Here is a 13,871-nt window from a genome sequence, read left to right as displayed (position 1 = left end):
TTTGTAGTTAGTGGTGAGATATTTTCTTCAAAAATAACTGCTGTCTCAGTTTGGCTCTCTTCAAGTTGAATATCTTCTTGATTGGATGATTCTGCTGCAAATGGAACTGGATTTGATGATTGTGTTGCGAATGGAATTTCTGCTAAAGTCCAGATAGGATTACCACGAAAATTTCCTTGATAAGACTTTCCAGTTTGGTTTTTGACAGTTGTACCTTGTCCTTCGTCTAATTTCCAGTAAGCCACTAATCCTGTTTCATCGCCGACTATTAGCCCACAACGATGAGTCTGGATTTGTGCTTGAGTACAGGGAGAATTCCAAACGCTAATATTTGCCAATTGTCCTTTGAAATAGACTTGTTTGTGTAAGGTTGCTCCCAGAGTTATAGAACTTGTGGCTTTGTTTAAAGATGAACCTCTAAAAAAATCGTTGTATTCACGATCGTCAAGGTATACGGCTATTTGACCACTATTAAAAACAATAGCAAAAAAGTGCCATTGTCCTATAGTTAACTCTCCTTGCCCAAAGGTTTTGATATTTTTGCTAACACTCTCATCAATGTAAACATCTAAGCTTCCTGTTTCACTGATGCCGAATTCAAAATTATCGCTGAATCTCTCTGAAGAACGGGCAAAAAATACATTGCGCGTTCCGTAACTAGTGGCTTTATTTGTTAGTTCGTATGGATTTACCCATCCTGAAACCGTAAAAGCTGAACTCCCTTGAGCGAAAACGCCGCCAAGGTCGTTTCTACCAAAATCTATATAATCTTTTTCCCCATCAAATGTTAAAACTGTTTGTGTACTTACTAGGTTTATCACAAGGATTTAATCTCCAGATATAAATAATTTCGTGATTTCAAATAAAAAATTTAATATTAATAAAGTTAATAGTCTAATCTCACTAACACCTTTAAAAATAGAAGATAATAAAAATATACAAGGCTCAATTAGCTAATTTTTATTAGTCAGTAATACTTCTGCGATCGCCTGCGAAATTGGGTAGTGTGGTGGATATATCTCCAGCCAAAAAAATTCCCCTACTGGGTTAACTTCGAGGAATACATGGCGACCATCGGGAGTAACAATAATATCAATTGCTCCATAGTTCAAGCCAAAATAAGCCATCAGTTTGAGCAGTTTTTTTTCGATATCTTCTGGTAAGTCGTAGGATTGCCAATTTTTAACTAAGGCTCTCCCCTCTTTGCGCCAGTCGAAAGTAGATCCTGACAAGCTTTGGGAATCTACTGCGGCAGTAAATATGCGGTGTCCAACAATAGTTGTCCGCAACTCCAGCGCTTTGGGCACATTTTCTTGAAAGGTCATCGGACAAAAACTCAGTCCTTCCATATTCTCCAGATCATCATTTGTAACTGGAGTGGTAAACACAACGTTTTCTCGCCCCTGCTGATCATAAATAGCAAAGGAAGAAAGCATCTTGGTAACTATACCTTGCTTACACTCTTGAGCAAATTGCTTGACTGCTTCTGGATTGTTTGAAGTTAGAGTACGTGGAGTTACAAGACCAACTTCTCGTGCAATTTGCAATTGTAGTTGCTTATTATTAGCCCGATCGACATTGGACATTTTATCAAAGTGGAATCCCTGAAGGCTAGCAATCATACCTCTGACTGTGGCACGACATTCGTTAATTGACGCATCTCTATATTGCTTGTCCATTGAGTCGGGGATTTTTTGTCCGTAGCGCATCCGCCGATACCAAACTGAGGAAACCTCACTCAAATCTAGCTTCTGTTCGCTATCAGTAATAATTGCTCGTTCAGTATCCCCCGAGTAAATATCTAGCTTGACTTCAGTGGGATATCTGTCTGTGTCAAACCGAAATGCTTTTTCTCCTCTAGCCTCAATTTCGTTGATGACTAGAGGAATACTTTCGTTGTCTTTACTAAACGTAACTATTAATACGGTCATAAAAAGTATCAAATGTGAAGTATGTAGACACCTTTTGGGTGGCTTGCCGCAGGCTAATATCAAATATTAAATTTTTAATTATTTATTCTTTGAAGTAGGGCATCTGCGATCGCACTTGCAATGGGTAAGTTCAAATCCTTTTCCAGCATTCCCCACTCCCCCACAGGGTTGATTTCCAAAAAGACGTATTCCCCTGATGGTGTGACGATGAAATCTAAAGCTCCAAACAACAGCCCAAATTTCCCCATAAAGGCTTTGAGACGCTGAACTACTTCATCAGGAAGCTTGTGATGTTGCCATGCGCCAACTTCAACACCAGGTTTACGCCAATCAACTTTGGCTGCTGCATACACATCTGCATTTAGCGCCCCCACAAATACATTACCATTCACATACACCACCCGTAATTCCTGTTGCTTAGGAATTTGCTCTTGAAAAACCATTGGGCAATAGCGCAGTGACTCGGCATCTTCTAAGTCTTCTTCCTTGACGATGCTGGTGTACAGGAAAAACGAAGAGTTAGCTTCCATACTACGGGAAAGAGCAGTTAAGAGCTTGCTCACCATTTTGCCCTTGACTTGTCCGAAAAACTCTCGTGCTGCTTGGGCTTTGTTGGTAACAAGAGTCTGGGGAATAACAAAACCTACTTCAGACGCAATCCGCAGTTGACGTAGCTTGTTACTTGCATAATCTATCCGCTCTAAATTATCTACCCATGTAGCTTCTTTGAGACTGTCCCAAAAACCATCTAAAGTTGCAAGTGATTCTCTAACGCAAGCTTCTAGGAACTTTGGCGCTAATTCTTGACTTAGTTGTGGTTCCCAAATACGACGCATCCATACAGCTTGCACCTGCTCTGTGCTGATAGAGCGGTTGTTACATTCTATAGTGTGGTAGCTTTTAGACTTATCAAAATGTGCTGTTAATTGCACTTCTAGAGGAAATTTATCAGTATCTAGACGAAATGGTTGCACCCCTTTTTTTGATAAGGCTTCTGCCACTCTATCTATTGTAAAGAAATCACCACTGTGGGTGATTAATAAAACAACATCACGAGACAGGTGCATAAAATATACTTTTTTGATATTTTTAGGAGGTAGCTATTAAGTAATAGCAAACAAATTGCTTTTTATAACCCAAAATTTTTAAATAATTTAGGCATTTATAAAAAGCAATCACCTCCATGTTATGGATAAGGCAATATGAAAGCGATCGCGTTTATATGAGTAGTTTTTAGTTATGTGATAACTGCTACTCTATGAAGTTATGATTCAGCCAATTACAAGGTATCTTTCCGATCAGAAAGGTACTTTCAGATGTAGAAGAGTAAATAAATTATCTATCTTCCAAATCTGAAGGATACTTGTAAGTCCAAGGAACCTCTGTTCCTTCAGTAGCTTCAGTAGCTTGCTCTTCCAAGAAACGCGCAAAAAATGGTATTACTACGACATCCACTGTTTTTGCTGTGTTTGTAGGCATAGAGTTCCCCTTAAATTAAATTGATTTTTCAAGTAAAATTATATCATTAATTAAATATATTTTCAAGGTCAGTTAAGACAGTTAAGAAGTAATTGTTCTAAGGTAGTTAGGAAAGTTAGGAAAGTTAAGAAAGTTAAGAGAAAATTATTTAATAATTATCAAGTTAATTAATCAAGATTATAGTAATTTTATTTGATTATTGAACAAGTAAGGGCGAATTCGCCGAGATCATCATTAGTAATTAATAACATTTTTAAAACCGCCCCTACTCTTGCCTATTTTCTTTGTTGTTAACTTCTTTATACATAATTATGTTTAATAATAAACTAGATTCCTATACACACCAGTCATAAGTCGTTAGTGAACAACAAAAACCCCAATTTTTTAAAAAAGTCGGGGTTCTGAGCAAGGACGATTTTTACAAATCAAAATAGAAAACTATAGCAGTTCTCGAATGGAAGCAATACACTTTTCCCTCTCTCCTTTTAGGAGAGAGGCTTTGAATCTTGCTCCCCTTCCCGCGACGAGTTGGGGCTGGACTCAAGCGAGAAGCGCTATATTCTTTCATAGGCGATAATTCAACAGACTGAACAGATAGATTGTCTAACCGCTAAACTCTCAGCCATTTCAACACACTTGAGTTCTTGTCATAGCGGTACGTCAAGCCATCCCTAGTAGTAATAGAATCTCCTTTGCTTGCCTTACTTCTAATAGTGCTAATGGAATAGTTAGTTAATTCACTTATTTCCTTATGAGTGAGCTTTTCACTTGTGATTGTTTCTGTCAATATTTGAGATTGATTTTGCAACTCATTATTAGACGCGCTTTGAATATTTATTGCTTTTTGATTTCGATAATCCTGCACAGTCACAAGTTGCCAACTGGAATCTTGTGAAAGTTCCAAAACCCATTGATGATAATCAAATAGGCTTTCCCGATGCCCAACACTGATAAATGTTGTTTTCGTCGATTGTAACTTTTGATATAAACTTCCTTCATTCTGTAAATCTAAAGCACTCGTTGCTTCATCCAATATAGTAAAGCTAGGATGAGTAACTAACAGTCGTGCAAAAGCCAAGCGTTGTTGTTCTCCTATCGATAATATATTCTCCCAAGGAACTTCTGTATCAAAGCCATCGACTCGACTCAATAAGTTTTGTAAATTGACCTGTTGCAAAACTTCTTTGAGTTCTGCATCACTCATTTGACGACTGGTATTAGGATAGAGCAATTGTTCGCGCAAAGTTCCCAAAATTATGTAAGGACGTTGGGGTAAAAATAATACTTCTTTTAGAGGAGGACGCACCAGACGGCCAGTCCCAGCGTTCCACAAACCAGCGATTGCTCTCAATAGAGAACTTTTACCTCGACCACTAGGGCCGACAATCAATAAACCTTCTCCCGGTTGAACAGACAACGATAAATCTTCAACGATTACCTGTTCATAGTTGGGCGTTTGTAAGGTGACATTTTCAAAAGCGAGATGATTTTCTTCTATTGTTTTAATAGTACCGACCTTTTCAGGTTGCTTAGTTACTTCTTCTAAAGCATCTGAAAACTCAGATAAGCGCTCAACATAGCTAGAAAATTGCCCGGCAGTCCCAAATTGACTGATTAATTCTCCCAAAGCAAAAGCAAATAAATTACAAGCTAAAGCAGCTTGTCCAAGTTGCCCAAAATCAATTTCATCTTTAATATATAAAGGTGCAAGTACTAAAAAGGGAAATATTTGGATAATAGATTGATATCCTTTACTAAAAATTTCTGAACTTCTCTCCCAACTTATCTTACGTTCAATATTTCTAATCAGATTACTAAATCGCCGCCCAAGTATATTTGATTCTTGATTTTCTCCCTGAAAAAAAGCTATAGATTCAGCGTGATTCCGCACATGTGTCAAGGCATAACTATAATCAGCTTTAAATAATAGTTCCTCTTGATTAATTTTAGTCAATTCTTGATTTAAGTAAACGGCAATCAAATTGCCTATGATGGTATAAGCAAGCAGGATAAGCGCAATATTTTGTGAAATTGACCAAACAATTATTAAAAAAGTCACCATTTCTAGGATTTTTTCTAGAAAAGTAGCTGAAAAGTTAAGAGCATTAGTGGTGACAGGTTCAATTTCTTGGGATAATCGTTGATCTGGATTATCAATATCTGCTTTAAAATTTATTTTATAATAAGCACGATTCGTTAGATATTTATCTAAAATCTGATTATTAAGCCATTTGTACCAATCAAGAGCAATTTGTTTTCTGACAAATTTAGAAAATCCTGTTAAAAGTGTTAGGCAGACAAGTACAACAATATTAATAGATAAAATGTTAATAAACTTAGAATAATCTCTGTCTTGAATAAGACTATCTACCAAATAGCGATTAACGAAACTACTATAAGCAGTTGCACCCACAAGGGCGATTATTAGTAATATTAGGAGAATTAGCATTCCCCAGGCACGAATTACATCTGAGAATGCTCTTTCTCCTGACTTGGTTGGATACCAGTAAGGCCCGAAGATCGTTTTTACATCGCCCCAAAATTGCATAAAACTTGAGAAAGCATTTTTTGTGGGTTGAGTTTGAATAACTTGAGTTGGCATATTTTAGAAATCAATTGAAATCTTTGATTGTCAGAACCAATTGGTGTTGTGATTACATCAGGATTACACCAGGGTTACACCCCCATCCACGGGCAAAATTACCCCTGTAATATAAAGATTTGTCATCAAACTCAACACTGCTTGTGCCAGTTCTTCTGCTTGCCCAAGATGCTGGACAGGCAAGGATGCTTCAGCCCACTTTGACAAATCCGATCGCTCGGACTCGCTTTGATAACTTAATACGCTTGTATCTTCCACTATTCCTGGGGCGATCGCATTAACTCGAATCGGAGAGAGTTCCAATGCCAATGTGCGGCCAAATACGGCGACAGCAGCATTTGCGGCTGCTATCACTGAAATACCACCCATTTTTGACGGTTTGGAGATAGTAACACTTGATGTTAGGGTAATCGAGCCGTCAGTCGCTATATTTTTCACGGCCGCACGGACAATATAAAATGTTGCCCAGAATTTTTCCATCCCGCTTTGAGCGATTTGGGTTGTCATCTCGGCTATTAGCGATCGCGGTATATTTCTATCTGGTACAGCCGTCACAACTAAATGATCGAAGTTGCCCACTTTCTCAAAGAAAGCATCAACTGAAGCCTCGTTTAAGATATCAACCGCGATCGCTTCAACCGCAAAATCAACCAAATCTTTGACTTGATTTAATTTCTCTTGAGAAGAACCTGATACTACCACCGATGCTCCTAGTTGAGATGTTTTAGTGGCGATCGCCAGATCAATCCCTGAGCTTGCGCCAATAATTATTACTTTCTTACCTGATAGCGACTGAAACATTTGATTACCTCACACCCGTGTTTCTTGAAAGTCTTTATAATATTTGATCGAAGGACTTTTCTTTATTAGCTGGGATGGTGAAAATATCACCGACATGACATAAACTAATCTGCTCACGCAAGTCTACACCAAATTCAAAATTATAAGGGGGTATAGCGCAATCTAATTTACAGCTAACTTTTCATATCGTATCCCGATGTGGCGAAATTGTTTGAGTCGTTTTATTCCTATGCCTGCAAAAACGCCCAAAAGAGTGAGAAAGTCATTATTGCAACTTTGCCCAAATTCCTTGACAGCGTTCTATAACTAGCCCCTGAAAAATTGATTGAATTGAAGGGTGAACATCTATTTTGTACAGAGAAAAAAGACCAGTAGGACTTGTAAGATTTAACTCTCTCCGAGTCAAGCATAATGCTTGCGCTCGGTGAAGTTCCACAGCTTGAAGTAAACCTGGATAACTCAAATTACGTAAAGCTAATTGACCATTTTTAGTGATATATATGGCATCATTTTGAAAAAGATGTTCTAAGCTCAAAAGTCCAGCATGTACATCCACATCTTTTTCTAAGCCTCCTAAACGGTGAGCATCTAAACCAAAGCGAATACAGAAATTTACGGCTACTAATTTTCCAGCTTCTTGAGCAGGTAAAGTACAAGCAGCATACTCAAACCCCAAACTATCAGATCGCCATTCTTCTACACCACCATAGGAATAGTTTTGAAAAACGTTGTGCTTAACTTTGAAATGAAATCCTAAGCCACTTGCATGGCCTGCTTCATGAACTTGAGTGTCTACGTGACGATAGCGTTCACTATTGATTTCATCCTCTAGGGGGCCTAATAGTAAACTAGCTGTTTCGTATTCAAATACTTTTTGAATACATTCATAGCTAGAACCTAAAAAACGTCGTTGCTGCTCTTTTGCATTGTTTAATGCTGGGCCATGGACACTGTTAAAAAAAGACCATCCATTCGGGACAATAAATGCTTCACCAGTTTCACCAGTGACATTACCACAACTGGCAATTTCTGTAAAAGAAAGATTTATCGGGATTGGTTGATTCAATTGACCAAATTTTTCCCGAATTAGATTTTCTAATTGTTCAATAGAAGGCTCTTGATTATCGTGTATTTTCCCGTAAACTGCACTTAAAACCACATGAGGTTGAGATTTGCGATTTATTTGGTACGGTGCAATAATTAGGAAATACCCGTTTTTACCAATAAAATTCATATTGATAAAATCTTCAGATAAGATACTCCAGTCGTTATTTTCTAGAGCATCTGCCGTCTTTGATAACCAAGCTTGAGGAAGTTCACTAAAGTTTACCGCCTGTTGACGCAGGTTGTTGATAGCTCTGGTAATTTCATCTTGCTCGACATATTCAACTATTTGTTTGACTAATTCTTGTTCGTTTACAAAGATAGCTGTCATTTTTTCTACTTAACGATATGGTGGATAACTTGATCTCTTTATTGCTTGAAAGTACAAAATTGCATTAACTATTGTTTTGTAGACGTGGTAAATCTCGCTTATTTTTAGTCTTAAATAACTACAAATTAAGATTCAGACATGAGTAACTTTTTTTAGCGATCGCCATAAGTCCTAAACCAATCAATAATCACCAGTGTCTATTAGCATTGATTCATGAAAATAAAATGTATCCGTTCTATTTTTAAATCAAAAAACTGTTACAGCAGATTTTAAAATTAAGTACACTATCTAGTTCTGCTAGGTCGAGAGCCTATCAAAATTTTGCTGGATCTATCAAATAACTTTTACTGGTTTTTTTGTTGAAACTAACAAATAAGCAATAGATGAAGAATTTAGCAAACCATCTATGCCATCCATATTTAACTGATAGGTTTGTTTATCTATCTCTCCTGCTTGGAATTCCTCTTCAATAGAGGATTTTAGATATCGGTAGTGTCTTAGCCAGCACTTCTCTGTTACGTCTACAAAATCTAAAAGTTGGAATCCTGCCTCTTTGTAAAGATTTTTATATTCCTCAATATCTTTATTTTTGACAATATTTTTTTGCGGAACAATCCAATCACCGAAATGTTGAATATTTTCAAAGATGATATCAGAAAGGATGAGATGTCCTCCTGGCTTCAATACTCGCATTGCCTCTTTGATAAACTTTTCCCTGGTATCAAAGTAGAAGGCTGCTTCAACACAGATGATGTTATCAAAAGATTCATCCTCAAATTCCATCTGTACAGCATCCATGCATATAAATTTACACTCTGGGGCGTTAACAATACTTCTTTCGATTTGTTGGGGCGAAATATTAATTCCTACAACATCAGTAGACGAATAATAGTTGAGTAGATGACTAGTAGTTGCACCTAAACCACAACCAACATCGAGAATATTTCCTTTTTTTTCTGGAATAAAATCTAAAAGTTTTTCTATCAAACTCAAACAAGCTGACTGTTGATTTTGAGCATCTGTAAGCCAATATCCTACATTAAAAAACTCTTTTCGTCCGTAGAATTTTCTAATTAGGGGACTTAAAATTAAACTGTCGAATTTGCTAATATATTCGCTTTTGTCCATTTTATCTCACCTATACTATGAACTAGTCAGCATTTAAAAAAATAATTACATAACATTATTTTTTATTCCCTGTTTCCTCTCTTTATGAATAAATTTAATTTTACATAACTACTTATTCGATATTTGCTTGTGCTTCTTTGATACAAGCTTTCAATTGTTGGGCTAAAACTTGGACATGAGGTTCGGTCATAACTGAGATGTGATTACCCAGCACAAAATGGATATCCACTGGCTCTGTAGAAAACTCGCTCCAGCCTAAGGAAAAATCTGCGGAAGCTTCAGATGCTAACTCACTATTAGGATCTGACGGCATGTCCTCATTGGCGCGGAGAATCGTTACTTTACCCGGATAAAGTTTTTTTGGTACATAATCAATCAGACATAAACAGCTAGTTTTATAAGCTTTTACGATATTTTCTAGTTGATTAGTTTCAGCATTTGGGGGTAACATATTAGCCATTTTGAAATAATGTAAAACGTGTTTTAGTTGTTCCTCCACCGATAAGCTTTTTAGAGTCTCGTAGGAAATATCTATGTTTTTATTTAAATAAATTTCTAGTCCTTTGCTTACTTCAGCTAACCACATTGTACGATCCCAGTTAAGATAATCAACAAGCATTTGCTTATCCTTATAGGTTGGTGCTGAAGAATCAATAATTGCTAACAAAGCAATTTTGTGTCCTTGTTTATGTAACTGTTGAGCCATTTCAAAAGCGACGTTTCCCCCATAAGAATGTCCTCCTAAAAAGTATGGGCCTTCTGGCTGAAAAGTTTGCATTGCTGCAATATAAATACTAGCAATATCCTCTATACGAGCGCTAGATTCTAATTTCTCGTACAGCTTATTTTCAAAACTATATAATGGTTGTTCCTCTCCTAAATAACGTCCTAAATGATAAAAATAAAAAGGTCTGCCCCCTGCACCTGGAACACAGAAAAAAGGTAAGTTTGCACCATTAGGTTGAAGGGCTACCAAGCAAGAATAATTTGAGTAATCTGAATCTTTTTGGATAATTGCTGCCAACTGTTCAATAGTTGGATTTTGGAAAAGGCTTATTAAAGGAATATCTTTACCAAACTGCTGCTTAATTTGAGACATTAAGTAGGAAGCTAAAAGGGAATGACCACCAAGGTCAAAAAAGTTATCTTTTACTCCCACTTTGTCAACCTTAAGAATCTTTGACCAAATTTGCACTAGTTGCAGTTCTAATTGGTTGCGGGGTTCGACAAATTTTTCTAAGTCATTGGTGTGAGAAGGTGCTTTCAAAGCGCGGCGGTCTACTTTACCGTTTTGTGTTAGTGGCAGAGAATCCAACACTACAAAAGCATAAGGCATCATGTATCCGGGTAGTTTATTGGCAAGGAACTGGCGCAGTTCAATCGTTATGGGTGTACTTCGACTTACCTCGGCTCCGCTCGGCACGAGTCGCTCAGTACAAGTCACCTCTGGGTATGGCACTATGTAAGCGACTAACCGCTTATCACCTGGGGTATCTTCACGGACAATTACGCAAGACACTTGCACATCAGCATGTTGGCTCAGTACTGCTTCTATTTCTCCCAACTCGATGCGGAAGCCCCGAATTTTTACTTGATTGTCGATGCGTCCTAAGTATTCGATATTGCCATCTGGCAAGTAGCGTGCTAAATCTCCAGTTTTATAAAGTTGGGAATTGGAAAGAATTTCTGCCCCTCTGCTCCCCTGCCCCTCGGTCACTCTCTTGTAGAGAAGTGCTGCGCCCTTGCTGCAACTGAAGGGATTGGGGATAAATTTTTCATCGGTCAACTCTCTTCGGTTGAGATAGCCGCGTGCTAATCCTGCACCACCAATGTGTAATTCGCCTGGCACACCTACAGGAACGGGTTGCAGATACTCGTCTAAGATGTAGACTTGTGTGTTTGCGATCGCTCGTCCAATGGGGATTGACTTTATAGTTGTGTCAATCTGTCTAGGGATGGGGTAACAACAAGTAAAAGTTGTGCCTTCTGTCGGCCCATAGCCATTAATGATTTGTGTAGATGGCAGAGCTTCAGAAGCTATCTGAACGTGAGCAACCGAAAGTGCTTCCCCACCAATTAGTAGCTGTTCAATTCCTGCTAAGGCTTGGGGATCATCATCAATTATGGAGTTAAATAAAGCAGCCGTCAGCCATAAAATAGTAATGCCATGTTTGTGGATTTCATACCTCAGACTTTTAGCAGTAGGAATACTTTCTGGGAAAAGAACGCATTTTGCGCCATGTAACAAAGCTCCCCAAATCTCGAATGTGGAAGCATCAAAAGAAATTGGGGCAATTTGAAGAAATCTTTGAGTTGCATCGAGATGAACGTAATTTACGCCAAACAAAAGACGATTAACGCCACGGTGAACAACTTCAACTCCTTTAGGCTGACCTGTAGAACCAGAAGTATAAATCACATAAGCTAAGTTAGTCGCTTGGACATCTGCGATCGCATTATTCTGATTACACTCAGCAATCAAATGCCAGTCGGTATCTAGACAAATAAGCTGTGCTTGATGCTGTGGTAGTTTGCCCTGAAGTAATTGCTGAGTCAGCAACACTGAAACTTGAGCATCTTCTAAGATGAAACTCAGGCGTTCAGTCGGATATTCTGGGTCAAGTGGCAGATATGCTCCACCCGCCTTGAGAATTCCCAATAATCCCACGACCATTTCCACAGTTCGCTCCACACACAACCCAACTAGCACATCTGCTCCCACACCCAAAGAGCGCAAGTAATGAGCTAGCTGATTAGCGCGACAATTTAACTCACCATAAGTCAGTTGTTGATTTTCAAATACAATTGCCACTGCATCAGGTGTGTGTTTTACCTGCTCCTCAAATAATTGATGAATACATTTATCCTGGCAATAGTCTGTTTGAGTATCGTTCCACTCGACTAACAATTGATGACGTTCTGCTGCACTCAACAGTGATAATTCAGAAATTCGTGCTTTCGGATTGGCGACAATTGCTTTAATTAAAGGTTGAAAATGTTGGCCGATTTGGGTAATTGTAGCGGCATCAAATAAATCAGTGTTATAGCACCAAACGCCCTCTAGACCGGAGGGAATTTCCCAGTAGTTCACTTCCAGGTCAAATCTAGCTCTGACATCAAGGGGTAAGGGGATATTCTGGATACTCAAACCAGGCAAGTTAGCAGAAGACTGTGGGGCATTCTGGAGGGAAAACATCACCTGTACCAGAGGATTACGACTCAAATCTCGTTCTGGCTGTAACTTTTCCACTAACATCTCAAAGGGCAAATCCTGATGGGCATAAGCTGACAACGTGGTTTGCCGCACTTGTGCTAAGAAATCAGCAAAGCTAGGATTTCCAGAGAGATTGCCCCTTAATGCTAGAGTATTCGCAAAAAATCCCATTAGTTTCTCGATCGCGGGACTGTTGCGGTTAGCGATCGGGGAGCCAACAATAATATCTGACTGACCACTGTAACGAGAGACCAAGACTAAAAAAGCTGCCAGTAAGGTCATAAACAGGGTTGTGTCTGACTCTTGGCTCAACTGCTTGAGGCGTTGCGCGAGGTCGCGATCGAGTTTAAAAGACTCAATTCCACCTTGGAAGGTTTGAACTGGGGAACGTTGTCGATTACCACAAAGTTCTAATACTAGAGGCGCACCCGCTAACTGTTTTTGCCAGTAATTGAGTTGGCGATCGAGGACTTCACCAGTTAGCCACTGGCGTTGCCAAACTGCAAAGTCGGCGTACTGGATGGGCAATTCGGGTAGTGGGTTGGGCAATCCTTGACTGAAAGCTGCATATAGCTGAGATAACTCACCGAAGAAGATGTTTAAAGACCAACCATCATAGATAATGTGATGCATCTTCAACAGCAGTACATATTCCTGGTTACTGAGTTGGAGGAGGATGAATTGTACTAATGGCCCAACAGCCAGATCGAAGGGTTTGGATGCAACAGACTTCGCTATTTGTCGAATTTGCTCAGTTTGCTCCTCGGTAGACAACCCCTGCAAGTCATGGATTGGCAAATTTAAGGCAGTATCCGGGGCAATTACCTGAATTGGTTCTCCATCTACCGTGGAAAAAGTAGTTCTTAAGACCTCATGACGGCGAATAAGTTCATTAAGACTCTGCTCCAGTGCAACTATATTGGGCGAACCATCTAGCCGTAGAGCCTCCAGCATATTGTAAGCAGTACTGTCAGGTGAAATCTGGTGGACAAACCAGAGTCGTTGTTGGGCAAAAGACAGTGGTAGCTTATCGTTCCGTGGCACGGGTTGAATTGACAACTGCTCGGAGGTTTTAAGCTGCTTTGCCTCTTTTAATAAGAAAATAATTTCGGTTTTACGCCCAGCTATTTCCTGGCGTAGTGTTGGAGTTAACACCCCATCAGGGGCATGACAACGTAAGCGAACCTCTTCCAGAGGCGCTCCGCTAACGCCATCAATCTCTAAGTTAATACTCAAACTTTTTAGTTGACAAAGGAATTCAAAAGTGCTTTTAGTCATTAC

9 protein-coding genes are annotated in these 13,871 nt (G+C 38.9%); all 9 read right to left on the bottom strand.

Annotated features, from left to right (window positions below):
- The coding region (locus VB732_RS22325; protein WP_323233088.1) for a LamG domain-containing protein at positions 1 to 821 on the bottom strand (821 nt) is incomplete at its 3' end.
- Positions 822 to 953: 132 nt separating this feature from the next.
- On the bottom strand, positions 954 to 1,931 hold the full coding sequence (locus tag VB732_RS22320) for an MvdD family ATP-grasp ribosomal peptide maturase (protein WP_323233087.1): 978 nt from the start codon (positions 1,929 to 1,931) through the stop codon (positions 954 to 956).
- Positions 1,932 to 2,005: 74 nt separating this feature from the next.
- Positions 2,006 to 2,998: an MvdC family ATP-grasp ribosomal peptide maturase gene (locus tag VB732_RS22315; protein ID WP_323233086.1), complete on the bottom strand. Its 993-nt coding sequence runs from the start codon at positions 2,996 to 2,998 to the stop codon at positions 2,006 to 2,008.
- A gap of 268 nt (positions 2,999 to 3,266) precedes the next feature.
- Positions 3,267 to 3,410 carry a microviridin/marinostatin family tricyclic proteinase inhibitor gene (locus tag VB732_RS22310; protein ID WP_323233085.1) on the bottom strand — a complete coding sequence of 48 codons (144 nt, stop codon included), beginning with the start codon at positions 3,408 to 3,410 and terminating at the stop codon, positions 3,267 to 3,269.
- A gap of 610 nt (positions 3,411 to 4,020) precedes the next feature.
- Entirely contained in the window at positions 4,021 to 6,012 is a 1,992-nt protein-coding gene (locus VB732_RS22305; RefSeq protein WP_323233084.1) for an ABC transporter ATP-binding protein/permease, read from the bottom strand.
- Between the two features lie 63 nt (positions 6,013 to 6,075).
- On the bottom strand, positions 6,076 to 6,813 hold the full coding sequence (locus VB732_RS22300) for an SDR family oxidoreductase (RefSeq protein ID WP_323233083.1): 738 nt from the start codon (positions 6,811 to 6,813) through the stop codon (positions 6,076 to 6,078).
- A gap of 265 nt (positions 6,814 to 7,078) precedes the next feature.
- Positions 7,079 to 8,248 (bottom strand): DUF6014 family protein, encoded by a 1,170-nt coding sequence (locus tag VB732_RS22295; RefSeq protein ID WP_323233082.1) that lies wholly within the window; start codon positions 8,246 to 8,248, stop codon positions 7,079 to 7,081.
- 333 nt (positions 8,249 to 8,581) lie between these two features.
- On the bottom strand, positions 8,582 to 9,376 hold the full coding sequence (locus tag VB732_RS22290; RefSeq protein WP_323233081.1) for a class I SAM-dependent methyltransferase: 795 nt from the start codon (positions 9,374 to 9,376) through the stop codon (positions 8,582 to 8,584).
- 112 nt (positions 9,377 to 9,488) lie between these two features.
- Positions 9,489 to 13,868, bottom strand: coding sequence for an amino acid adenylation domain-containing protein (locus VB732_RS22285; protein WP_323233080.1), 4,380 nt, complete (start codon positions 13,866 to 13,868; stop codon positions 9,489 to 9,491).
- Positions 13,869 to 13,871: the final 3 nt, after the last annotated feature.

Source organism: Nostoc sp. UHCC 0252, from assembly GCF_034931145.1.
GTDB lineage: Bacteria > Cyanobacteriota > Cyanobacteriia > Cyanobacteriales > Nostocaceae > Nostoc.
This window is presented reverse-complemented; position numbering and strand designations above follow the sequence as displayed.